This window comes from Nonomuraea sp. 10N515B (genome assembly GCF_052245915.1).
GTDB lineage: Bacteria > Actinomycetota > Actinomycetes > Streptosporangiales > Streptosporangiaceae > Nonomuraea.
The window spans coordinates 424,372-448,037 of record NZ_JBQQBQ010000002.1 but is presented as its reverse complement, the minus strand read 5'-3'; the positions used below and the strand labels follow the sequence as shown (position 1 = coordinate 448,037).

The window sequence follows — 23,666 nt, the reverse complement described above, 5'->3', positions numbered from 1 at the left end:
TCTGCGAGATACGACCCAAGAGCGTCCCGCCGGCACGTGGCTAGGGAGCCTGGAGGGCCCGCCCGGCCCATGCCAGCGGAAAGCCGGTCGATCTAACCGGCCTCGCGGTTAACCAGCAAGGTGGCGATCGGAGCTGGCAACCGCGACGGCGGCCACCATCGCGGATGCGGGAGCCTTATACGGGACCACAGTCCGATGCCGTGTAGATTCCTCGGCCGCGGGGGGCTCCGGTGCCAGCGTATCGAAACGATTTGTAGAGGTCCGCGCCGGAGATCGTGAAGGGGCCTTTATCGGGCCAGTTGTTAATGTCCACGCAGAAGGTCTTGGACGTGGTGCAGGTGTTCTTCACCTCAACGTAGCGGCTCTGCTTTTCCGAATACCACTTCGAGACGGACAGGCCACAGGCGGCCGTGGCATTCGTCTCCGACGAGACCCCCGCAGATGCCAGGGCGGGGGTCGTTCCGCCCATGAGCGCAGCCGCTGCGATGAGCCCACCTGCCAAGGTGCCGATCTTACGTCCTAGCAACTTGTTTCTCCTGTTCCGAGGCGCCCAGTCGGTCGTCGCTGGGATGGATCATGAACCTCAGACTAGGGATCGGCGGTATAAAGCCGGTATGCCGCCCACGCCGCCGGCGCGGCCTCGTCGGCCTGCTGTTCTGGTGGATCACTCACCGCTTAAGCCGCACATCACCACGGATGGTCTGGACGCCCGCTACGGCCGTGCAGACCATCCGCACATCCGTGCACTCGACTTCGGAATCTGACCTTCAGGTCATCGGATCGTTCCAACCCCCGAGCTTGATCACCCTAGCGGCCACGGTCGGCGCCTTGATCACGGGGGTCCCGGTGCTGACCGGGCGCGGATCGCACACAACCGCACACCGATGTCAGCCAAACCGGGGGGTAAGGCAGATGACTGCCGTCGCAGAGGATGCGCGGATCAGGGAGCTCAAGGGACTCCTGGCCGAAGAGGGCTCGAAGATCGAGCGCATCGAGGGTTGGGCGGGCCCGGGATTGTCGGGGGCGACCGGTAGTGTTTCGGCACATGGATCGGCAACTCACCCTCATGGTCGTGCACGCCCACCCCGACGACGAGTGCCTCAGCACCGGCGGCATCCTGGCCCGCTACACCGAAGAGGGCATCCGCACGGTCCTGGTCACCTGTACCAACGGCGAGCAGGGCGATGACCAGGACGGCATCAAACCGGGCGAGGCGGGGCACGATGACGCGGCGGTGGCCGCGCGCCGGCTCGCCGAGCTGCGCGAGTCGGTCGCTCACCTGGGCATCGACCACCTGGAGCTGCTCGGCTACCGCGACTCGGGCATGGAAGGCTGGACGGCCAACAGCCATCCCGACGCGTTCGCCAACGTGCCCGTCGAGGAGGCCGCGGGCAGGCTCGCCGCGCTGATGGAGCACTACCGCCCCCAGGTGGTGGTGACCTACGACGAGACGGGCGGCGGCGGATATGGCCACCCGGACCACGTCCAGGCCCACCGCATCACGGCCGCGGCGGTGGAGTCGACCGGCATCCCCGACAAGTTCTACTACACGGCCATCCCCCGGGCCGCCATCAAGCGCATGTTCGAGATGATGCGCGAGCACGGGATCGACCTCGGCTTCGAGCCGTCCGACGACTTCGGCACGCCGGACGAGCGCGTCACGAGCGTCGTCGACGTCACGCCCTACATCGACCGCAAGCTCAAGGCGATCAAGGCCCACGAAAGCCAGGGGGAAAACATCTTCCTGTTCCGCATGCCGCAGGAGGCCCAGGAGCAGGCGTTCTCGCACGAGGCGTTCGAGCGGGTGCTGAGCAAGGTGAGCGTCCCCGACCACGAGGAGGACCTGTTCGCGGGCCTGCGTGACAGCTAGGCCGCAAGCGTCCCGAATATTCTGACCGGCGGCGCCGCTCGGTGTGGCGGGGGGCGTATCAGATCCAGCCGCGGCGGGTGGCCTCCATCGCGACCTGGAAGCGGGTTCGCGCTCCGAGGCGGCGCATCAGCTTGGTGATGTGCCGCTGCACCGTGCGCTCGCTCCACCCCAACGCCCGCCCGGCGGCCTTGTCGGTCGCCCCCGACGCCAGCAGCGTGAGCAGCCGCTCCTCCTCCCGTGACAACTCCCCGCCCTCGGGCGCCGACTCCGCGCCCGACCCGGTCAGCCGGACCGGCACGCTGCGCTCCCACACCGCCTCGAGCAACGCGACCAGCGCGTCGAGCAGCGGCGATGCGTGGATCAGGTACGACGCGGCGACCACGCTGTCCCCGGCCCGCGGCAACGGGATGATCGCCAGCCGGTCGTCGGAGATGGCCAGCTTCATCGGCAGGTCCGCGGCGATCCTGGCCTGTTCACCGTGCCGCATCCCGGCGGTGACGTCCTCCGCCCAGCCGGGCAGCTCCAGCACGCTGGTGTCGTACACCACGCGATACTTCACGCCCCGTTTGAGCAGGTTGAGCTCGATCGGGTTGGACTCGGTGTGCTCCTGCGGGTCGGCGTACGGCGGTCGGTCGAACCCGCGCATCTGGACCCGCGTGTCCTGCTGCAGTTGCACCCACCGGTGGTTGACCTCGTCGCGCCCCGAGATGGCCTCGAGGCTGCTGTCGGGCGAGACCGCGATGTAGCGCACGGGCCGCCCGGTCGAGCGGGTGGCCAGGCCGAGCTCGACCAGGGACTGCAGGGTGCGCCTGGCGGCCGAGGCGGGGAGATGGCAGTCGTGGACGATCTCCGTGACCGTGGCCTGGGTGCGGCGGACGAGCGCGTCGTACACCTCCTCGTCCTGCGGTCCGAGACCGATCGCCTCCAGCACAGCCGCCGTCCCCTTCGTGTCGGGTTTACGTCACATGACAGGAAGTCATCACCAACCGATCTTGTCAGGAAACAGCCGGAAATGTCAGCGGTCATGAGCAGCAGCCGCCGTCGATCAGCGACGTGTTCCCGCACGACCGGGTCGTCGGCCGCGGTCATGCGGTAAGGCCGCCGAGTCATCAGGGGCGCGGGTGGCACACCCGCCCTTCGGGGGTAGCTGACCAGTACGGGGGGGTGGACATGGACTACGAGCAGTTCGTCAAGATCGTGGGCCGGAGGATCGGGCAAAGCGCCGAGTCCGCCGACCGCGCCGTGGAGGCCACGCTCCAGACCCTGTCCGAGCGGCTGTCGAAGGAGCAGAGTCACGATTTGATGGGCGAGGTCCCGCCGGAAGCGATGCGGCTGCTCTCTACCGAGGACGCCCCGGAGCCCTTCGACGCCGACGAGTTCCTCCACCGCGTAGCAGGCCGCGAAGGCGTGGACCTCGAAACGGCTGACCGGCACGCGCGGGCCGTCTTCTGGGCACTCGGGCAGACCGTGAGCCCCGACGAGATCGCCTACCTGGCGGCCGACCTCTCCCCCGACTTCGCACCCCTGCTCGAGGAGGCCAGGCGGCGGCACATCGACATCGTCCCCGCCGGGCGGTTCCTAGACGCGGTGGCCAGACGCGCCGCCCTCGACCGCGCAGGCGCGCACCGCGCCACCGAGGCGGTGCTGGAGACCCTCGCGGAACGCATCACCCCCGGCGAGGTCGAAGACCTGATCAGCCGCCTGCCCGTCCAGCTGCACGCGCCGCTGAAACGCGGCGTGACGGCGCGGGCGACCCGCATGCCGGTGGAGGAGTTCGTCCGCCGGATCGCCGAGCGCGAGAACGTCCCTCCACAGGCGGCCCGCGAACACGCCCTGGCCGTCTTCACCACGTTGCGCGAGTCCATCCCCAGCGAAGAATTCTCCGACCTGACGGCCCTGCTGCCCAGCGAGTACGCATCCCTGCTCCCCCGCTCCTGACGACCGCGCATCAGGCCCGCCGGGCCGTCAGCCGCCCTCGGCGCCCCGGCGCCGACCCCTGACGAGACCGAACCCCATGATCAGGACGAGCACGACGACAGCCGCCCTCGCCACGATCCACCCCCAGCCCAGGCCTGCTCCGCCCACAGCGGCCGACGGCGGGGTCTCGGCGACAAGCCCGAAGAACGCGAGCAGCCGAAGAATCATGCCCCTACCACGTGCGGCCGCCCACGGAGGGTTCACGGTGGCAAGGACTCAACACCACCATCAAACGCCGGATCATGCACGGGCCGCCGGTGTGTACGACCGGTCAGAAGGCGAAGCCGCCGGGGCGGCCGTTGCGGTCGGCGATCAGGCCGGCCAGGGTGGCGAGGGCGATCTCGGGAGGAGTACGTGAGCCGATGTTGAGCCCGATGGGCCGGTGCACCCGGGCGATCTCCTCCGGCGGCACACCCAGGTCGGTCAGCGCCTGCACGTGTGGCCCGGTATGGCGGGGACTGCCCATGATGCCGATCCACCGGGCGGGCGACTTGAGCAGGTCGCGAAGAACGGGGCCGATCTCCTCGCGGTGATGGTCGGTGAGCACCACATCGGCCGTGGCGTCGACGTAGTCGCCGATCTCGGTCTCCGCCGTGAACCCGCCGAGGCGGCGCCCGGGATCGGGCTCGAAAAGAACCGTGCGGTAGCCGAGCTCGGCACCGAACCTCAGCAGACAGTCGGCCACCGGAGAGGCGAAGACGGCGACCAGCGTCCGCCCGGCCTCCTCCGCGGGAGCCTCACTGTGGGCCACCTCACACGCCGGGTCTTCGTCATGGGTGTGGGTCATAACCGCAGTCTGACACGAAGCGGCGCATCTGCGCCGTAGCGCGTGCCGGGAAACCCGGCAGCCACCGCCTCGAAACAAGGTCGAAACTCTCTCTTCCCCCGTGCCGGATTCTTCTTTATCCTCATCCTCAAGAAAATCTGTGAACGTTCACAGTGCGGCCCTTGCCGCCCGCAGCGCCACTACATGCTGGACCCCTTGGCGCGGTTGCCGAAGGTGCGCCGGATGGTCGAGGAGGAGAAGTTCTTCGTCGTGCACGCGCCGAGGCAGTCGGGGAAGACGACCACGATCAAGGCATATGCGGAAACGCTGAGCGCCGAGGGCGAGTACGCCGCGGTCTACGCCTCATGCGAGACCGCCTCGACCGCCCACCGCGGCGCCGCGCCCGCGGAGGATCGGATTCTCACGAGGCTCAGCCAGATGGCCGCGTTGGCCGGGCTACCGGAGGAGTGTCGGCCACCGTCGCCGTGGCCGGATGCACCGGAGGGCAATCGAGTGCTGCACGGGTTGAGCGAGTGGGCGCGGCGCTCACCACGTCCGATCGTGCTCTTCCTCGATGAGATCGACGCGCTGCAGGGTGACGATCTGGTGAACGTGCTACGGCAGCTGCGCGACGGGCACAACAGCCGTCCGGCGCCGTTCCCGCAGAGCGTCGCGGTGTGTGGGATGCGCGATGTGCGGGACTACAAGGCCGCGTCGGGCGGCAACCCCGAGCGGCTGGTCTCCTCCTCCTTCAACATCAAGGTGTCGATGCGGCTCGCGGACTTCACCTATGATCAAGTGGCCGAGCTGTACGGCCAGCACACCGAGGCCACCGGCCAGGAGTTCGAGCCGGCGGCGGTGGGGCGCGCGTTCGAGGCGAGCCAGGGACAGCCGTGGCTGGTCAACGCCCTCGCCTACGACATCATCAGTGATCGGGGGATCACCGGCCTGATCACCGATGAGCTGATGGACGAGGCGGTCGAACGGCTGATCCGGCAGCGGGCCACCCACCTGGACTCCTTGGCGGCCCAGCTGCACGAGCCGCGGGTCAAGCGCATCATCGAGCCGATGCTCGCGGGCCTGACCGTGGCGACCGAGAATGTGGCCGTCTACCACGACGACGTCTCCTACGTGCGCGACCTCGGCCTGATCACTCGAAGCAGGCCGCTGCAGATCGCCAACCCGATCTACCAGGAGGTCATCACCCGGGCGCTCGCGGCACAGGTCGAGGACCGGCTCGTCGTGGAGCCGCGCGGCTTCGTCACGCCGGACGGGCGGCTGGACATGGCCAGGCTGGTGGAGGAGTTCGCGGCGTTCTGGCGCAAGGATGGGGAGATCCTCACAGGCGGCCAGGCCTATACCGAGGCCGCCGCCCAGCTGGTCTTCATGGGATTCCTGCACCGGGTCGTCAACGGCGGCGGGATCATCGACCGCGAGTACGCCCTGGGGCGGGGGCGGATCGACCTGTGCGTCCGCTGGCCGTACCGCGACGGCGACGGCAAGCGCGTGTGGCAGTGGGAAGCCGCCGAGCTCAAGGTCGACCGGCCTGGCCGCCCCGACCCCGTCTCCGAGGGCCTGGCCCAGTTGGACCGGTATCTCGACCATCTCGACCTGGACACCGGTGTCCTGATTGTCTTCGACACCCGGCCGGATGCCCCGCCCGTGGCCGAACGTACGGTTGTCACGACCGCCGGCACTCCCTCCGGCCGGCAGGTCACCTTGATGCACGCCTGACTGCGGGTGCGGAGGGGGTGCCGCGGAGATCGTTTCCGTTGCGCCGTGGCGGAACCACACGTCCCTGTGGGGAGATTGCTCGCGATCCTGGCTCAACACCAGCAGGTAACAGGGCAGCCTACTGGGATGCGGGGACTTCGCCCGAGCCGCGGACGATCAGGCGGGTGGGGACCAAGGACCTGCGGGCCTTGGACTTGTCGCCGTCCAGCCTGGCCAGCACCAGCTCCGCCGCCACCACCCCCATCCCCGCCGGGTCCTGGGCCACCACGGTCAGCGGCGGGTCCAGGCATTCGGCCAGGGGCAGGTCGTCGAAGCCGACCAGGGCCACGTCCTTCCGCCCCGATCGGGATAGGGCCACCACCGCGCCCATCGACGCCAGGTTGTTGCCGGCGAACAGGGCGGTCGGCGGGTTGGGGAGGGACAGCAGGCGCAGGGCGGCGAACTGGGCGGCCTCCTGGTCATGGCCGGTTTCCACCAAGGCACGGTCGAAGGGCAGGCCGGCGTGGTCGAGGGCGTCGCGGTAGCCCTGGAAGCGTTCGCGGCGGGTGTAGAGGGTGGAGGGGAGGTCGCCGATGAAGCCGATTCTGCGGTGGCCGTGGGTGATGAGGTGCGCGACTCCGGCCCTGGCGCCCTCTCTGTTGGCGCTCACAACGCAGTCCGCCGTCAGGCCGACGGCGGGGCGGTCGAGGAAGACAATGGGCAGGCCGGCGACGCGTTCGGTACGCAGGTGGCGGTGGTCGCTGGCGGCCGAGGGCACGACCACGAGGGCGCTCACCCGCCGGGCCAGGAACGCCGCGATCAGCGACTGCTCCAGGTCGGGCGTCTCGCTGGAGGAGCCGACGATGAGGGTGAGGCCGCGGGCGCGTACGACGCTCTCGACGCCGCCCGCGACCGTGCCGAAGAACGGGTTGCCCATTTCGGGGATGACCAGGCCGATCGCGGCGTCTCGCGCGCCGACCCGCATGTTGCGGGCCATCAGGTTGGGCTGGTAGCCCAGTTTCCTGACGGCTTCCATGACGCGTTCGCGGGTCTCGACGGCGACGGGGCCGTCGTCGTTGAGCACCCGCGAGACGGTCTTCGCCGTGACCCCGACCTCGCGGGCCACGTCTGTCATCGTCGGACGCCGCATTTGAGCCATGCTAGTGGCCGCCGATCATCCGTCAGGACAAGCCGATCGCCTCCGCCGCGCCCTTGTCCGCCACCACGGCCTTGCCCTCCGACACCTGGAGCGCCCCGGTCATGATGGCCACCACCTCGGCCATGCTGTGGTCGCCCGGCTTGATCTGGGCGACCCTGCGGCCGAGGCGCTGGACGTGGATGCGGTCGGCGATCTCGAAAACGTGCGGCATGTTATGGCTGATCAGCACGACCGGCGTGCCGCCGTCGCGGACCCGCCTGATCATGTCGAGGACCTGCCCGGACTCCTTGACGCCGAGGGCCGCGGTGGGCTCGTCCATGACGACGACGTGGGTGGCCCACGCCACCGCCCTGGCCACTGCCACGCCCTGCCGCTGCCCGCCGGACAGCGACTCGACCGGCTGGGTGAGCGAGCGCAGCCCGATCTTGAGCGAGGCCATGTGCTTGGCGGACTCCTCGCGCATGCGCTTCTTGTCGAGCATGCGGAAGACGCTGCCGAGGATGCCCGGTTTGCGGAGTTCCCTGCCCAGGAACATGTTCGTCGCGATGTCGAGGGAGGCCGCGACCGCGAGGTCCTGGTAGACGGTCTCGATGCCGTGCCGGCGCGCGTCGATCGGGGATCGCAGGCGCACCGGCTTGCCGTCGAGCATGATCTCGCCGGAGTCGGGCTGGAGCGCGCCGGTCAGGGCCTTGATCAGGCTGGACTTGCCGGCACCGTTGTCGCCGATGACCGCGAGCACCTCGCCGGGCATCAGGTCGAAGTCGGCGCCGTCGAGCGCGGTCACGTGGCCGTATCGCTTGACCAGGCCGCGGGCCTGGAGCACCGGGGTGGTCATCGGGTCCTCCTGCGGGAGAGCTGGTCGACGGCGACGGCGAGGATCACCAGGACGCCGGTGATGAGCGTCTGGTAAATCGACGGTACGCCCATCAGTTGCAGGCCGTTGCGGAACACCCCGACGATGAGGGCGCCCACCAGCGTGCCGATCACCAGGCCGCGCCCGCCGAACAGGCTCGTCCCGCCGAGCACGACCGCGGTGATGCTGTCGAGGTTGTCGGTCTGGCCGGCCTGCGGGTCGCCGACGCCGGTACGGGAGACGAGCAGCAGGGCCGCGACGCCGTACACGAGACCGGCGAGGGTGTAGACGCCCACGGTCAGCCGCCGCGTCCTGATGCCGGTCAGCCGGGCCACCTCGGGGCTGTTGCCGAGCGCGTACACGTGCCGGCCCCACGCCGTGGACCCGAGCAGGTACGCGAACAGCAGGAACAGCAGGATCGTCAGCAGCGACCCGTAGGTGACGTTGGTCTGCCCGACCTGGATCGTCTGCCCCAGGAGCGTCAGCACCGGCGGCAGATCCGTGATCGTCTGCTCGTTGGAGTAGATGTGGGTGAGTGCGAAGACCACGTTCAGCATGCCCAGCGTCACGATGAACGGTGGCAACGAGATCTTCATCACCAGCAGCCCGTTGACCAGCCCGAACCCGGCGCACACGGCGAGCCCGGCGGCCACCGCGAGCAGCGGCGGCAGGCCGCTGTCGACGGCCAGCTTGGTCATCACGATCCCGCCGAACGCCATGATCGCGCCACAGGCCAGGTCGATGCCCGCGGTGAGGATGATCAGGGTCTGCCCGATGGCGAGCGTGCCGACCACCATGACCTGCTGGATGATCAGCGAGAAGTTGGGACCGGTGAGGAATTGAGGGCTGTTCAGCGCGAAGAACAGGCAGGCCAGCACGAGGGCGATCGCCGGGCCGGCGATCGGTGTCGAGATCAGGCGACGCGGCAGCGTCGCTTCCATGACGGCCATGTCAGCCCCAGCAGTTGGCCAGGCCGAAGGCCGTGTCCTTGGCCTCGACGCCGGTGACGGACTTGTCGGTGATCAGGGTGACGCCGGTGTCGGTGTAGCCGGAGGCCTTCTTGCCGGCCTTGGCGAACTCGGCCACCGCCTTCACGCCGTCCTCGGCCATCTTGAGCGGGTACTGCTGGCTGGTGGCGGCGATCTGGCCCGACTGCACGGCCTTGACGCCGGCGCAGCCGCCGTCCACGGAGACGATCAGCACGTCCTTCTCGCGGCCCTTGGCCTTCAACGCGGTGTACGCGCCCATCGCGGCGGGCTCGTTGATGGTGTAGACGAGGTTGATGTCAGGGGCCTTCTGCAGGCAGTTCTCCATCGCGGTCTGGCCCTTGGACTGGTCGCCCTGGGTGTCCTGGGAGCAGACGACGGACGGGTCGCCCGCCGGGACGCCGAACCCCTTGAGGAAGCCGTCGTGCCTGAGCTGGCCGACCGTGACGCCTGGCGCCAGGTCCAGCGTGGCGATCTTGGCTGGCTTGCCGGCCATGGCCGCCTTGGCGTACTGGCCGATCAGCTCGCCGGCCTTGAAGTTGTCTGTGGCGAAAAGCGCGTCCGTGGCGTCCTGCGGCTCGGTGGGTGTGTCGAGGGCGATCACCAGGACGCCGGCGTCGCGGGCCTTCTTGATCGCCGGGACGATGGCCTTGGTGTCGCTCGGCGTGATGAGAATGCCCTTCACGCCGGCGGCGACCATGTTCTCGATCGCCGTGATCTGAGAGGCGTTGTCACCGTCGAACTTGCCCGCGGCGCTCATCAGCTCCAGACCGTTGGCCTGGGCGGACTTCTGCGCGCCCTCCTTCATCTTGACGAAGAACGGGTTCGTCTCGGTCTTGGTGATCAAGCCGACCTTGGGGGTGGTGGTGGCGGCGGTCTCGGTGCCGCCTCCGCCTCCGCAGCCGGTGACGAGGAGGGAGGTGATGAGCAGACCGGCCGACAGTTTTGCATTCATGAGCGGGTTCCTATCTCGGGGGATGCAATGTCAACGATGACATATGTCAACGTTGACATCCGCCGTGCTGCGATGATGGACTCCCGTCCGAGAAACGTCAATGCCCCCATGCCGTAACAAATCGGCAACGCGCTGGAAAGGCGGGCCTATGAAGGCAGGCCAGATGATCGCTGTCCTGGGCGAATGCGTCGCCGACGGCTTCACCGAACGGCACTCCGCCGGCGCGGATCCGGGTGGGCTGGCGTTGCGCGTGCTTCCCGGCGGCGGGCCCGCCAACACGGCCGTGGCCCTGGCCCGTCTCGGCACCCCCACGCGGTTCCTCGGCCGGATCTCGGGGGACGTGTTCGGCGGGCTGTTCCGGGAGCACCTCGCCTCCTCCGGCGTCGACCTGTCGGCATCCGTCGACGCCAAGGAGCCCAGCACGCTCGCCGTCGCCGCGCTGGACGCCGGGGGGCAGGCCGAATACACCTTCTACGCGGAGGGGACCGCCGACTGGCAGTGGACGCCGTACGAGCTGGACTCCTCCCTGCTCGGCGCGGCGGCATGCCTGCACACCGGCTCGCTCGCCCTGGCCAGGGAGCCCGGGCGGGCGGCGATCGAGGAGTTCGCGCGGGCCGCCGCCGGGCACGCCACGATCTCCCTCGACCCGAACGTCCGCCCCACGCTCGCCTCCCGGGACGACTACCCGGTGGCCCGGTGGTGCGAGTGGGCCGACATCCTCAAGCTCAGCGACGACGACCTGGGATTCCTGGTGCCGGGCGTACCTCTGGCACGTGCCTGCGACGACTGGCACGAGGCCGGCGCACGGCTCATCGTGATCACCAAGGGCGCGGCCGGCGCAGTGGTGTCGCTGGACGGCGAGCGCACGACTGTCCCGGCTCCCGAGGTCGACGTCGTGGACACGGTCGGCGCGGGCGACTCCTTCACGGCCGGCCTGCTGCACAGCCTCGGCTCCAAAGGGCTGCTCGGCGGCCGTCTCGACGATCTCACGCTTGGTGCGGCGGTCGAGGCGGCGGAGTTCGCGGTTCAGGTGTCAGCGATGACGTGCTCGGTTCCGGGCGCGAACCCACCGTGGGCGGACCAGCTCGCCACTCTTTGAGCACGTCAGGCGAGGTCGTCGAGCAGCTGTTCCGCGACCAGTTCCTCCGGGACGGCGAGGCCACGTGATCGCATGGCAGGGGCCAGCCCAGAATCCCAGGGCGCGTCCGTCACCCGACCAGGTGACAGGGTGCTGCCCTCCCCCAGAGCTCTCAGGTAGTCAGCCGTGGACATGCGCCACGGCTCGGCGCCCGTCTTGGCCATGGTGTAGGCGGCGATCCGCAGCCCTTCGCCGTCGAAATCGCCGTGGTAGTGCAGCCTGGTGCCGGGCAGGGAGCGGAGCAGGCGGATGGCGGCGCTGTTGGGCCATCCGGAAGTGCACACCAGGGGCGGGCACGACGTGCCGAAGCGCTGCTGGGCGAGCGCCAGGACGGACGGGTTCTCCACTACCCACACGTCGCGTTCCCGCAGCTCCAAGACGCCCTGCCGGAGCTGGGCGAGGGTGATGACGCTGGCCTGGCCGTCCCAGATCCGCAGGACTCTGGCCAGGGCGGAGTCACCGGCGGGTCGTAAGCCGGCGACCAGGACCGTCGTGGACAGGGCGTCGCAGGCCACGCCCGCCCGCTCCCACAACGCCCGCCGGGCCTCGGCACCCTCTGGCGCGGGCACGTCGTAGAGCGTCGACAGGGCCTTCAGCACCAGAGAGGACAGCCTGGTGCCGTCGTCCAGGGCGTGCGGGTCGCCGGTCACGTCGGCCGCGAGCGCCGCCAGCGGCCGTCCCGAGGCAGGTAGTGCGGCGAGCACGGCGAGGGTCTGATGGAGGAGGTCGGGGCCGGCGCGGACGGCGGACAGGGCCAGCAGCGCCGGCTCGGCGGTGACCACCGGGTGGGTGGTGAACCAGTCCAGCAGTGCTTCGCGCTCCTGCCGCCGCTCCGCCCGCCGGCGTCTGCGGTCGTCGAGCGGGCCGATCAATGCCTCGGTGACGGCACGGACGTCGAGCCCGCCCAGCGCGGCCTCCAGCCGGGCCACGTCGATGGTGGTCGACGGGCCCGGGTAGCGGTCGAGGCCGAGCAGGTCGGCCACGGCGGCCTGCTGCTCGTCCTCCAGGCCGGTGACTTTGACGCGGCTGACCTGGTGGCCGGAGGAGAGCCGCTCGTGCAGGGCCGCCCAGACCGGCCGCAGCGCCGCCGCCCGCAGCCGCTCCGGGACGGCGGGCACATCATCGGGCAACCGGTCGGCCGCGGTCCGACCCAAGGCCGCCTCCCTGGCCCCCGGCAGATCCGATGCGGTCGAATCGGGCGCGACCAGGTCGGAGGCGATCGGGTCGGACACGGCCGGACCGGACACGGCTGGGCCGGAGGCGATCAGGTGGTACGCGATCGGGCCGGAGGCGGCCGGGCCGGAGGCGGCCGGGCCGGAGGCGGCCGGGCCGGAGGCGGCCGGGCCGGAGGCGGCCGGGCCGGAGGCGGCCGGGCCGGAGGCGGCCGGGCCGGAGGCGGTCATTCGGTCGCCACCGTACGGTAGCCGTTCCAGACGAAGCGGGCCGTCGTCACCGCGTCGTCGCCATCCCCCGTGATGAGCTGATGGATCGCGATCCCGTCCAGCTCACGGTATTCGCACCACTCGTGGTCGGACGTGAGCACGAGATCCAGCCCCAGATCCACCAGCAGCTCGAACACCTGCCCCCGATTCGTCCGGTCCACTCCCACGAAGACCTCATCCAGCAGGATGAACCGCGGGCACCCAGGATCGGTCTGATAATGCGCGGCGACCGCGGCGAACAGCGGCAGGTGCAGCGCGATCGCCTTCTCCCCACCCGACAGCGCCCCGTGCAGCTTCCTGGTGAGATCCTGCCACCCCTGCCCGTCCCCGCGATCGAGCTTGACCATGAACCGGTGCCAGGCCGTGTAGTCGAGCACCTTCATCAGCTGGTCCTCCCAGCTCGCCGCGGAGTTGTCGGCCCGCGCCTCCTCCACCCGATCCCTGAAGAAGACGTAGAGGGCCTCCTTGTCGGCCTCGTTCAGCCCGGCCGGGTCGCGGAGCAGCAGGTCGCGGGCGGCCCGGGTGCCGGCGGACTGGGCCGGGTCCACCTGCCACACCAGCCGCACCGCCACCCGGGAGGCGGTGCGGACGCGTTCGAGGCGCTGGTTCATGCCCTCGACCAGCGCGGTGGCCTGCCTGATCCGGTCGGCGAGATGCCGCCGCGTGTCCCCGGCCAGCGTGCGATCGAACAGGTCCCGCTCCGCCTCCGTGATGTCCGAGCGCCGCTCGTCGCGCTCTTTGCGCAGCGCCGTGCTCAGCGCGGCCGCCCCGGCCCGGACACCGCCGACGGTGGCCGTCAGGACCTGGACGTCGTCGTCGGGCGCCAGCTCCAGATCCGCCCGGTCGGCGAGTGTCTCCCTGGCGTGGTGGAAGGCGTCCTGCAGCCGGGCCTCGGCTTCCCTGACGTTCTTGTTCTCGTACGGCACCGCCGCCAGCCGCTCGGCCACGGCCCTGGCCGCCTCGAGCACCGCCCGCACCCCGGCGTCCGGGGCCAGCTCGACGGGCACCCGCGCGTCGTCGGGCAGGTGCCCGGCCGCCAGGCGGCGGAAACGTTCGGACACCGCCTCCCGTGCCAGGCCCGCCTCGGCGTGCTTGTCCTCGGCCGTGCCCAGCTCGCCTTTGAGCCGGCCGAGCCGGGCGTTGAGCTGGGCCAGGTCGTCGTGGATCGACTTGATGAGGCGGCGGCAGGCCTGGTGGGCGGTCTGGGTCGCCTGGAGCTGCTCGAGCACGTGCAGGTGCTCGACGCCGACCGTGGACTCGATGGCGGCCAGCCGCTCGGCCAGCACGACGGCGGCGGCCGCGGCCTCCTCGGCGCGTTCGACGGCCCTCACGGCGAGCTCCTGGTATTCGCCGGCGGTCTCGGCGGCGGCGTCGGCGCGGTCGCGGGCGGCCCGGGCGTCGCCGCGGCGGTCGTGCCAGACGGCGCCCGTCGTCTCGGCGGTGCGGAGCGCCTCCTCCAGGTTGTCCAGCGCGGGCAGCGCGGTCGGGAGAGCGTGTCCCGCCGCCAGCTCGGTGAGCCGCCGCAGCGACCTGCCGGCCTCCTTCTCGCGCTCGTGCAGCCGGCCTTCCTGCGCCCGCAGCTGGTCCTCCAGCAGCGCCACCTTCTTCACCGCGCCGTCGAGGACCTGGAGAGCCTCGGCGTAGGGTCTCCGGTCCGGCCTGCGGCGCAGCTCGGCGGCCAGCGTGTCGCGGTCGCCCGCGAGCACGGCGAGCAGGTGGTCGCAGTCGGCGATCAGGCCCGCGAGCTCGCTCAGCCGCTCGTCCAGCTCGGCGATGCGGCGGCGCCTGGCGCGTTCGCGGGCGGCGGCGCCGATGTAGGAGGGCTCGGGCTTGACCCAGCGACCGGCGGCGGGGCCGAGCCGCCAGGTGCCGTCCGCGCCGATGACGGCGGGATGGTCGACGCCCATCGCGGTGGGCGCGAACGCGATGCCGGACAACACGGTGTCGGCCGGCGCCGGGGAGTCGGGCTCGGGGATCAGCACGTGGGCCAGGCTGTAGGCGGGCGCGGGCCGCGACAACGCGGCCACGGCGAAGGCGTCGTGCTCGCCCGCGTCGAACCCGCCGTCGGGCAGCAGCCACAGGTCGAGCAGGCCTGCGGCCTCGAGTGCGGCCTCCACCCCGGCCTGGGCGACGAGGTCGATGCCGGATCTGAAGGCCACCGCCCGCCACAGCGGCGCGCCCGCGCGTCCGTCCCTCGCGGCGGGGGTACGGGTGTGCGGGGCAGGCGGCTCCAGCACTCCCTGCCCGTCGAGCCCCTCGCGTTCCCCGGCCAGCTCGGCGCGTTCGGCCATGAGCCCTTCGCGGAACGTCGTCAGCTCCTGCTCCCTGGCCGCCAGCCGGACGGCGGCCGTGGTGCGGGCCGTGCCGACCAGCTCGTCGGCCTGCTCGAACCGGTCCACCAGGCCGGCCAGCTCATCGGGGTCGAGCCGGAGCTGGGTGCAGCCGCTCGCCCAGTCGGCCAGGGCGGCGGCCAGGTCGCGGGCGCGCTCGTCGCGGAGGCGTTCGGCCTGGTCGTGGGCCTGCTGGGCGGTGGCGAGGCCGTCTCTGGCCCGGTCACGGTCCTGCTCGGCGGCGGTGCGGCGGTTGATGGCCTCCTCGTGGGTCAGGGCCGCGGCCCTGACCTCCCTGATCTGGGCGGCACGGCTGGTCACGGCGGCCCGCAACAGCTCCCGCGCGCGGCGCACGGCTTCCTCGCCGTCGCGCACGCTCTCCAGGGCGACAGACGGCGGGGCGACGCCGAGTCGGTCGTCGCCGCCCGCCCCGGCACCGTCGCCGGATCGAGGCCGGCGCGCGGCGTCGGCATGAGGGCTTTCGGTCCCGGACATGGATCTCCCGGCGCCACCGCCCCGGCCACCTTCGTCACGAGAGGCGCCCTGCGTGGCGCGCTGGCCGGGAGACGCGTGCAGGTCAGCGCCCTCGTCGGGAGACGCGGCCCGGCCTGCGCGCTCGCTCTCCTCATGAACCGCGAGCAGCCCCGCGCGTTCGGCCGCGTGGCGGGCTTCGGTGCGGGCTCGGTCGGCGAGCGCTGCGGCCGTGCGGGCGGCCGCCTCGGCGTGCGCCGCCGCCTCCTGCTTGCCGGTGGCGGACCGGGCCGCCGTCCCCGCCTGGTCGCGGAGCCCGGCCGCCCTCTCGTGGGCGCTTTGCGCTTCGGTGCGGAGCCGGTGCAGGTCGCTGCCTGCCTTGTAAGCCTCGCTCTCCTTCAGCCCGTCGATCTGTGCGGCCAGCGCCAGTTCCTGGGCCTCCTCCTCCCCCAGCCTCGCCGTGGCGGCCAGCAGCTCGTCCTCGGCCTCCTTCAGAGCCTCTCGCTTGGCCTTGGCCTCGGCGGCGAGCGAGTCCATGGTGTAGCCGGCCGAGGTCACGGCGGCCGCCGCGGCGCGCAGCACGCGCTGGGCGTATCCGCACTGCCGGGCGGCGAGCCGGTCGGCCTCCTCCACGTCCCGGTCGAGCAGGCGCAGCTCCTCGCGCTGCCGGTCGAGCCGCTCGAACCCCTCGGCGATCTCGTGGATCTCACCCTCGCCGAGCGGCGGCAAGGCGCTGGACAGCAGGTCGGACAGCAGGCCGGGATCAAGGCGTTCGGACAGCTTGGGGGTGCGGAGCTGGCGCAGGGCGGTGAGCAGCGAGTCGTAGCGCTGCTCGTTGAGCCCCCGGTAGAGCGTCTGGCGGACGACGGTGCGATAGGCGTCGGCGGAGTCGTGAACCTTGCCGGTCGTGCCGAGCTCCTCGACGAGCTGCGCCTTGGTCAGGGGCTGGCCGCCGTCGCCGCTGACACGGATGCCGTCCGGCGTGTCGATGCGGGCTTCAGTCGTGAAATAGGTGACGGTGACGTTTTTGGTGTGGATGGTGGCCTGGAGGCGGGCGCCGCAGGTGAACCAGCGCCCGTCGGAGTGGCGGAACTCCAGCCACACGTAGCCGACCCGGGTGGTGCCGGTGGCGCCGTCGCCCATGAGGTTCCAGTGCATGGTGCGCTCGGTGCCGCCGAACGTGGACAGCCGGCTCGGCTTGAGGCTGGCGTCGAGCACGTAAGGGAGCAGCAGCTCCAGCACCTTCGACTTGCCGCTGCCGTTGGGCCCGCGCAGCAGCAGCCGGCCCCGGTGGAACTCGAAGACCTCGTCGTAGTAGCGCCAGACGTTGAGGATCCCGGCGCGTACGGGCGTCCAGCGGCCCTCTCCCCCGTGCCCGGCCCGGGCGGAGGTGAGTTCGGTGACTGTCATTCGTCCTCCACGAGGTCCGTGCCGCGATCGACCCGGTAGCGTGCGGCGGCCGGCAGGGCGGCGACCTGGTCACCGGTGCGGCGGGCCAGCCCGAACAGCATGAGCGCCTCCAGCGCGTCGGCGGCCAGCCGCGGCCCGCCGCCGTCCGACTGGTAGGCCTTGGCCCATTGGGGGAAGCGGCGCAGCAGGCCGGCGGCCTCGGCGTCGAGCCGGGCCGCGGTCACGGGGCCGGCGGAGACCAGCAGATCGAGCAGGAGGAGGGCGGCGACCTTGGCGTGGCTGGAGTCGTCGGGGAACCTGGCGTCCGTGGCGGTGGAGTCGGAGTCGACGAGCAGGAAACCCTCCGCGCGTTCCTCCAGCACGAAACCCGCCTCCTCGGCGGCGCGGCGGATGATCTGGCGGCCGGTGAGCGAGGCCGCGTACGCGGACTGGGCGGGCGTCAGCTCCTCGCGGTAGACGACGGGCTCGTCGAGCAGGCGGCGGATGATCGAGTGCCTGGCCCACAGGTTGCGCTGGGTCTCGGTGGGCTCGTCGCCGCCGTAGCGGGTCTCCGCGGTGAGCGCGGCGAGGTCGGCGCCCTGTCCCGCCGCCGCGATCCGGGACGGGGGCACCGGCGCGGCCAGCAGCCTGATCACGCGGGTGGTGTCGACCCGGTAGAGCACTTTGGCGTCCTCGTCGTTCAGGTAGGAGTCGGTCGTCCCGTCCATCGCCGTGACCGCCCCGTAGTGCTCGAGCAGTTTGAGCGCGTCCACGAAAGCCGCCCTCTCCTCGCCCCTGACCGGGTCGAACGCCGGCACTTCCGGCTCGACCCCGGCCGCCTGCACCACGCGCTGGGCCAGCATCCCGATCGTGGTGACCGGTGAGGTGAGCAGCTCGGCCGCGCACAGGCACAGCAGCGTGTAGCGGCGGCGGTCGAACGGCGCCCGCGTCGTGCGGCGCCGCCGGGCGGGCCGGGTCGCGCTCGCCTCGGACCTGACCTTGACCAGGCGGGCATAGCCCTGACGCGGCTCCACGACCAGCCGCCACCCGCAGAAGTAGTCGAACCACTGGGTGAGCGGCTGCCGCCGTTTCCTGATCAGGTCGAACGCAGCCGGATCGTCGTGCAGGGACACCAGCGGCCGGCCGAGGAGCGTCCTGATCGCCCGCGCGATCTCCTCCTTCTCGGCCCGGACGAGCTGGTTGGCGAGAGTGCTCACGCGCCCACCGCCCCGGCACGCGCGCCCAGCCTGAGCGAGCGGATGTCGATGAGGTAGTCGGGCCCCCTGAACCATCCCTCCGAGGTGCGCACAACGGCGACCGCCCCGTCCTCCGGGGCCCGGAGCACGATCTCCACCCGCCCGTCCGAGGTCACGGCCCGCCGGAACCCGGTCGAGTCCGGCCGCTCGGCCAGGGCCCGCCCCAGCAGGTCGAGCAGCCGCCCGAAGGTGTCGTGGTCGAGCTCCCCCAGCTGCGACAGCCGCATCGCCCCGGTCGTGGCGAGCGCCGACCAGGCGGCCTCCAGCTCGGCCCGTTCCTTCTCCGCCCTGGCCCGCCGCTCGGCCCGCAACGCCACCACGTCACGCACTCTCCCCGTGCGGCCCATCCGCTCGGTGCGTCCCCGCGACCGCAGCAATGCCGACACCTCGACCGGCTCGGCCTCCGCCCACGGCACTCCGGCCGGGATGAGCTCGGCATCGGCGTGACCGAGATGCGCGTGCCTGGCCGGCCCGAGCCCGAAGGCCGCGTCCCACAGCCGGTGCGCGTCCTCCTCGCCGGCCGCCGTGGCGAACCAGCGGGCCAGGGTGCGGAAGTCGGCCGCGGCGCTGGAGGAGCGCCGGCGCGAGTCGGTGATCCGGTCGAGCACCTGCAGCAACGACACGATGGCCCGCCGCGCCACATGGTGCAGCTGCCGCACCCGCGGAACGCCGCCGTCTTCGGGGGCGAACCAGAGCCGCAGCCCCTCCCACCGCGCCGCCCGGACCGCCAGCCACGGCGTGGCGTGATCGACCCCTGGCATCGCCGGCAGGTCGGCCCCGTCGAGCGCCCGCGCGTGCACCACGCTTACTCCGTGCCGGGCGACCCCGCTCAATGCGGCGGCGATGACGTCCGCCCGCTGCTCCAGATTGGTCACGAACTCCTGCAGATAAGCCACCGTGGCGGCCTTGACCTCGTGGAATGTCGTGAGATCCGTCCCCTCGACGCGCAGCAGCCGCTGCAGCTCCCCGTTGAACTGCTTGGTGTTGGTGCGCAGCCCGTCCAGATGCGCCTCGAGCTCCTGCAGGCTGGTGAAGATGCGCCGGTTACGGCTCGGGTCGGGGTCCCCAAGCAGCTCTTCGAGCTCCCCCAGCCGGTCGGCGATGGCATCGAGCACCGCGGTCTGCAGCGCCCCCGCCGAGGCCAGCATCGCCATCGCGTGCTGCACTCCGGCGAACGCCGCCTCGCCGCGCTTGGTCAGCGAATATTGCAGGTTTTTCCGCTCGTACTCCTCGGCCGTGGCGAAGCTGCCGGCGTGATTGAAGATCACGTCCAGCAGCCGCCATCCCACGAGCTGCTTGAGCGTGCCGGCCAGATCCTGCTCAGTGATCGGCGCGTACCACCCCACGCTCCGCAGCCGCTCCCGCACCTCGTCAAGGGTGAGCGCCGTCTCCAGCCGCTCGTTGGCCTCCCCGAAGGCGTAGAGCACGGCGGTATGCAGATCCGCCCTCTCCGTGGTGGTGAACCGGAACATCTCCGGCGGCACTCGCGGCAGCTCGGCCATCGCTCTGCTCCCCTCCTCATGCTTTCCGCCACCGCAAACCGTAGCGGGGAACGCCGACAGGACGGCCGCGGTTTGCGTTCAGATCACACGGGTACGGCGCCACCATTGGCCCGGGCCGGGCGATGAGAAGGGGGACGGACGTGGCTGAGTTCGAGGCGACGCGCGGGATGCCGGCCACCAGCACGATCGTGTACGGCGTCGCGTCCGACGTCGCGGTCATGGACCGCTGGCTGCCGCGGGGCCTGCACGTCACCGACGCCGGCCCCGGCACGGTCGAGGCGGACGGCGACCTGGTGCCCGGCGAGGGAACGCACGAGGGGCTGTTCCGCGCCTCGGAGGACCAGCTGCGGGTGGAGTGGGGCGGCCGTGACCACCCCGACTACGCCGGCTGGCTGCAGGTGGCGGACTCGGCGAGCGGGACCAGCGAGGTGACCGTCCACATCTCCCTGCTCGACGAACCGGACTCGGGACCCCGGGCGGACGAGGTCCGCGAGCTGCTCGACCGCTCCCTCGACCGTCTGGCCGACGAGGTGGCCCACCGCGTCCAGGGAGCCGGCTGACGCGCCGGCCGATCGAGCGGGATTCGGTAAGCCCCCACCGCCGCTCGTCCTGATTCGGTACCGTCGTCCCGTGCTCACCGGATCACAGGACACGACCCTCATCGTCATCCGCGGCAACTCCGGTTCGGGCAAATCCACCGTGGCACACGCCGTGCGGGAGGCCTACGGCCGCCGGGGCATGGCCGTGATCAGCCAGGACGTGGTCCGTCGCGACATACTCCGCGAGCTGGACCGGCCGGGCGGTGTGAACATCGGTCTCCTGGACGTGATGTGCCGGCACGCCCTGGACGCCGGCTACCACGTGATCCTGGAAGGCATCCTCGCCGGCAGCCGTTACGGGCAGACGCTGCAGGAGTTGTGCCGCGACCACCGCGGCAGGACGCTCTGCTACTACCTCGACGTCTCCTGGGAGGAGACGCTGCGCCGGCACGAGACCCGGCCGCAGCGCGCCCGGGTCGGCCCGGAGGAGATGCTGCAGTGGTATGTCAAGGGGGACGTCCTGCCGGACGTGCACGAGACGATCATCGGCGAGAGCAGCCCGCTGGAGGAGATCGTCCAGCTGATCCTGCAGGAGGGCGGGCTGCTGGTGGATGAGACGGTCCGGTCGGCGTCCGCGCAGGCGATGGCCACGCCCCAGGAGGGCCTGCCGGATCGGCCGGCCATCGGCAGGATGACCACCATGGGCGAGCAGCGGCAGCAACCCTTGGTCGACGAGTCGATCGCGATCGTCGCGCCGGCACGGGACGTGTGGCAGGCGCTCGTCATCGCCGAGATCCGTGCCGGCTGGTGGGGTCACCTCGACCTCGACGCGACCGCCGGCGGACGGTTCGAGGAGCGCTGGACCGACGACGACGGGCGGCAGGCGCGCACGAGCGGAAAGGTGATCGAGGTCGTCTCCGATCATCTGCTGGTGTTGTCATGGGCGGACGAGGGCTGGCCCGCCGCGACCCGGGCCGAGATCCAGCTCACGGAGATCGGCGGCTCCACGATGGTCCGGATCCTGCACACGGGCTGGGGGGCGCTGCCGGACGGCGCGGCCCTGGCCGCGCAGCACCGCGAGGGCTGGCTGATGCATCTGGCCGACCTCCGCCGCTACGTCGAGGACAGCGCCGTCTTCTAGGCGTTCACGCAGGGGTCAGGGCTCCAGGGCCAGGGACAGGCGGCGCGCCAGGCCCGTGTTGCGGCGGTGGCCCACCCGGTGCACGGCCAGCTCCAGCGCCTCACGCTGCCCCACCAGCACCACCCAGGCCTTGGCCCGGGTCACCAGCGTGTAGAGGAGCTTGCGGCGCAGCATGATCCCGCCGGACTCGGCGACGATCGGCGCGACCACGAACGGGTATTCGCTGCCCTGCGAACGGTGCACGCTGATCGCGTAGGCGTGGGTCAGATCGTCGAGCTCGTCGAACCCGTAGTGCACGCTCTCCCCGTCATCGGTCCTGATGGTGATCGTGCGCTCGGCCGGCTCCACGTCCGTGACCGTCCCGGTCTCGCCGTTGAAGACGCCCTTGTCGTAGTTGTTGCGGATCGGCATGACCCGGTCGCCCACCCGGAACACGGTCGCCCCCGACCAGTGCTCGGGCTTGTCGTCGGCGGCCGGGTTGAGCTGGTCCTGGATGAGTCGCCCGAGTGCGGTGGCGCCCGTCTCGCCCTTGCGCATCGGGCACAGCACCTGCACCTGGCCGGGCTCGACGCCTTGTTTGCGCGGGATCGCGACCATGGCCAGGTGGGCGACGCGCCGGGCGACCTGCTCGGGATCGTCCAGCTCTTCGAACCAGAACCCGCCCCGTCCCGGCGTCACCGGCATGCGGCCGGCGCGGATGCGGTAGGCGGCGTCGATGATGCCGCTGCCGCCCGACTGGCGGAAGACGTGGGTGAGCTGGACCCGCGCGATCTCCGGCACCCGCAGCAGGTCGGCCAGCACGTCGCCGGCCCCGATGCTGGGCAGCTGGTCGCTGTCGCCGATGAGCAGCAGGTGGCTGCCCGCCGGGACGGCGGCGGCCAGCCGGGTGGCCAGGTGCAGGTCGAGCATGGACGCCTCGTCGACGACGATGAGGTCGGCCTGCGACGGCCGCTCGTCGAAGAGCGTCTCCGGGTCCGGGTCGGGCTGCTGGGCGAGCATGCGGTGCACGGTCATCGCCGGCAGCCCGGTCAGCTCGGAAAGGCGTTTGGCCGCCTTGCCGGTCGGGGCGGTGAGGGTGACCGTGCCGCCTCCCGCCCTGACGATGGTCGCGATGGCCTTCACCGTGTGGCTCTTGCCGCACCCGGGTCCGCCGGTGATGATCGAAACGGTGCTGGTCAGCGCCATGGTGACGGCCGCGCGCTGATCGTCGTGCAGCGTGGGGTCCTCGTGGAAGGCGCGCAGTGGCAGCGTCGAACGCGCCTGCGCGAGCCGTGCCAGCTGGGCGGCGAGCGCGCCCTCGCGGGCGTGCACGTGTTTGGCGTAGGCGACCATCTGTCCCGGCTGGGCCGGCGAGGTCTCGACGACCAGCCGGCGCTCGGCGACGAGCGCGTCCAGCATCGGCCGCACCAGGTCCTGCTCCTGCTCGATCAGCTCCGCCGCCTGAGCGACCAGCGTGGGCACCGGCAGGTAACAGTGCCCGTCGCGGGTGGCGGCCGCATCCAGCCGGTCCAGCAGCGCCGCCTTGACCCGCTGGGGGCTGCGCTCGGGCACGCCTGCCTGCAGCGCGATCCGGTCGGCGATGCGGAAGGCGATGCCCCTCACCCGCCCGATCAGCCGGTAGGGGTCCGTGGCGAGCACTTCGTCGGCGTCCTGCCCGAACGCCTGGTAGATCTTGGCCGCGAGCAGCGGGCTGACCCCGAGCCCCTGCAGCGTCACCATCAGCGCGGCGATCGCCTTCTGCTCGCGCCACGCCTCGACGATCTGCGCCTGCCGCAGCGGCCCGATGTTGACGACCTCGGTGAGCCGCTGCGGCTCGGTGTCGATGACCTTGAGCGTGGCCTCGCCGAAGTGGTCGACGATCGCGTACGCCAGCCGCGACCCGATCCCCCTGACCAGCCCCGACCCCAGGTAGATGCGGATCGCCCGCACCGACGACGGCGTCACCCGCTCACAGCCGGTGACCGCGAAGCGCCGGCCGTAACGCGGATGCCGGCTCCAGTCGCCGAAGATCCGCAGCGTCTCGCCCGGCTGCACCCCGGCCAGGGCCCGCCCCGTGGCCACGAAGTCGGCCATGCCGTCGGCGCTCATGCGCGCGACGGTGTATTCGTCCTCCCGGACGTAGACGAGCTGCTCGACCGACGCCTCCACAGCAGAGATCAAACCACCCGCGACCGACAAA

General features: G+C 71.3%; 18 protein-coding genes. 6 read left to right on the top strand and 12 right to left on the bottom strand.

Going from position 1 to position 23,666, the window contains the following annotated elements; genetic code table 11:
* Window positions 1–1,045 precede the first annotated feature (1,045 nt).
* Window positions 1,046–1,870: a PIG-L family deacetylase gene (locus ACTWQA_RS04460; protein WP_443158016.1), complete on the top strand. Its 825-nt coding sequence runs from the start codon at window positions 1,046–1,048 to the stop codon at window positions 1,868–1,870.
* Between the two features lie 58 nt (window positions 1,871–1,928).
* Here the strand turns inward: ACTWQA_RS04460 and ACTWQA_RS04455 are convergent, their stop codons facing one another.
* Window positions 1,929–2,801 (bottom strand): helix-turn-helix transcriptional regulator, encoded by an 873-nt coding sequence (locus tag ACTWQA_RS04455; RefSeq protein ID WP_443158015.1) that lies wholly within the window; start codon window positions 2,799–2,801, stop codon window positions 1,929–1,931.
* Between the two features lie 239 nt (window positions 2,802–3,040).
* Here ACTWQA_RS04455 and ACTWQA_RS04450 point away from each other — a divergent pair, with 239 nt between their 5' ends.
* Window positions 3,041–3,808 carry a DUF2267 domain-containing protein gene (locus ACTWQA_RS04450; protein ID WP_443158014.1) on the top strand — a complete coding sequence of 256 codons (768 nt, stop codon included), beginning with the start codon at window positions 3,041–3,043 and terminating at the stop codon, window positions 3,806–3,808.
* A 27-nt stretch (window positions 3,809–3,835) separates the two neighbouring features.
* Here ACTWQA_RS04450 and ACTWQA_RS04445 read toward each other — a convergent pair whose 3' ends face one another.
* Together ACTWQA_RS04445 and ACTWQA_RS04440 are read right to left on the bottom strand one after the other, a co-directional pair.
* The gene (locus tag ACTWQA_RS04445; protein ID WP_443158013.1) at window positions 3,836–4,015 is read right to left on the bottom strand and encodes a hypothetical protein; all 180 of its coding nucleotides are present in this window, start codon (window positions 4,013–4,015) and stop codon (window positions 3,836–3,838) included.
* Between the two features lie 103 nt (window positions 4,016–4,118).
* Window positions 4,119–4,634 (bottom strand): XdhC family protein, encoded by a 516-nt coding sequence (locus ACTWQA_RS04440; protein ID WP_443158012.1) that lies wholly within the window; start codon window positions 4,632–4,634, stop codon window positions 4,119–4,121.
* A gap of 183 nt (window positions 4,635–4,817) precedes the next feature.
* On the opposite strand from ACTWQA_RS04440, the gene ACTWQA_RS04435 reads away from it, so the two are divergent.
* A complete protein-coding gene (locus ACTWQA_RS04435) occupies window positions 4,818–6,347 on the top strand; it encodes an AAA family ATPase (protein WP_443158011.1) in 1,530 nt (509 codons plus the stop codon).
* 118 nt (window positions 6,348–6,465) lie between these two features.
* Here the strand turns inward: ACTWQA_RS04435 and ACTWQA_RS04430 are convergent, their stop codons facing one another.
* Genes ACTWQA_RS04430 through ACTWQA_RS04415 form a run of 4 tightly spaced genes read right to left on the bottom strand, consistent with a single transcriptional unit; the run spans window position 6,466 to window position 10,279 of the window.
* The gene (locus tag ACTWQA_RS04430; protein WP_443158010.1) at window positions 6,466–7,476 is read right to left on the bottom strand and encodes a LacI family DNA-binding transcriptional regulator; all 1,011 of its coding nucleotides are present in this window, start codon (window positions 7,474–7,476) and stop codon (window positions 6,466–6,468) included.
* A 31-nt stretch (window positions 7,477–7,507) separates the two neighbouring features.
* A complete protein-coding gene (locus ACTWQA_RS04425) occupies window positions 7,508–8,320 on the bottom strand; it encodes an ATP-binding cassette domain-containing protein (RefSeq protein ID WP_443158009.1) in 813 nt (270 codons plus the stop codon).
* Window positions 8,317–9,279, bottom strand: a complete 963-nt coding sequence (locus ACTWQA_RS04420) for an ABC transporter permease (RefSeq protein ID WP_443158008.1) — start codon at window positions 9,277–9,279, stop codon at window positions 8,317–8,319. The genes ACTWQA_RS04425 and ACTWQA_RS04420 overlap by 4 nt, the downstream gene beginning before the upstream one ends.
* Before the next feature lie 10 nt (window positions 9,280–9,289).
* Window positions 9,290–10,279: a sugar ABC transporter substrate-binding protein gene (locus ACTWQA_RS04415; protein ID WP_443158007.1), complete on the bottom strand. Its 990-nt coding sequence runs from the start codon at window positions 10,277–10,279 to the stop codon at window positions 9,290–9,292.
* 163 nt (window positions 10,280–10,442) lie between these two features.
* Here ACTWQA_RS04415 and ACTWQA_RS04410 point away from each other — a divergent pair, with 163 nt between their 5' ends.
* Window positions 10,443–11,378 (top strand): carbohydrate kinase family protein, encoded by a 936-nt coding sequence (locus ACTWQA_RS04410; protein WP_443158006.1) that lies wholly within the window; start codon window positions 10,443–10,445, stop codon window positions 11,376–11,378.
* Between the two features lie 5 nt (window positions 11,379–11,383).
* Here ACTWQA_RS04410 and ACTWQA_RS04405 read toward each other — a convergent pair whose 3' ends face one another.
* Genes ACTWQA_RS04405 through ACTWQA_RS04390 form a run of 4 tightly spaced genes read right to left on the bottom strand, consistent with a single transcriptional unit; the run spans window position 11,384 to window position 19,807 of the window.
* The gene (locus ACTWQA_RS04405; protein ID WP_443158005.1) at window positions 11,384–12,820 is read right to left on the bottom strand and encodes a TIGR02679 family protein; all 1,437 of its coding nucleotides are present in this window, start codon (window positions 12,818–12,820) and stop codon (window positions 11,384–11,386) included.
* Window positions 12,817–17,070 carry a TIGR02680 family protein gene (locus ACTWQA_RS04400; RefSeq protein ID WP_443158004.1) on the bottom strand — a complete coding sequence of 1,418 codons (4,254 nt, stop codon included), beginning with the start codon at window positions 17,068–17,070 and terminating at the stop codon, window positions 12,817–12,819. Before ACTWQA_RS04400 ends, ACTWQA_RS04405 begins: the two co-directional genes overlap by 4 nt.
* Window positions 17,067–18,266 (bottom strand): TIGR02678 family protein, encoded by a 1,200-nt coding sequence (locus ACTWQA_RS04395; protein WP_443158003.1) that lies wholly within the window; start codon window positions 18,264–18,266, stop codon window positions 17,067–17,069. Before ACTWQA_RS04395 ends, ACTWQA_RS04400 begins: the two co-directional genes overlap by 4 nt.
* Entirely contained in the window at window positions 18,263–19,807 is a 1,545-nt protein-coding gene (locus tag ACTWQA_RS04390; protein ID WP_443158002.1) for a TIGR02677 family protein, read from the bottom strand. The genes ACTWQA_RS04395 and ACTWQA_RS04390 overlap by 4 nt, the downstream gene beginning before the upstream one ends.
* A gap of 140 nt (window positions 19,808–19,947) precedes the next feature.
* Between ACTWQA_RS04390 and ACTWQA_RS04385 the strand changes: the two genes are divergently transcribed.
* Both ACTWQA_RS04385 and ACTWQA_RS04380 read left to right on the top strand, forming a co-directional pair.
* Window positions 19,948–20,367: an SRPBCC family protein gene (locus ACTWQA_RS04385; RefSeq protein ID WP_327582520.1), complete on the top strand. Its 420-nt coding sequence runs from the start codon at window positions 19,948–19,950 to the stop codon at window positions 20,365–20,367.
* A gap of 70 nt (window positions 20,368–20,437) precedes the next feature.
* The gene (locus ACTWQA_RS04380) at window positions 20,438–21,487 is read left to right on the top strand and encodes an SRPBCC domain-containing protein (RefSeq protein WP_443158001.1); all 1,050 of its coding nucleotides are present in this window, start codon (window positions 20,438–20,440) and stop codon (window positions 21,485–21,487) included.
* Window positions 21,488–21,502: 15 nt separating this feature from the next.
* Here the strand turns inward: ACTWQA_RS04380 and recD2 are convergent, their stop codons facing one another.
* On the bottom strand, window positions 21,503–23,635 hold the full coding sequence (recD2, locus tag ACTWQA_RS04375; RefSeq protein ID WP_443158000.1) for an SF1B family DNA helicase RecD2: 2,133 nt from the start codon (window positions 23,633–23,635) through the stop codon (window positions 21,503–21,505).
* Window positions 23,636–23,666 lie beyond the last annotated feature (31 nt).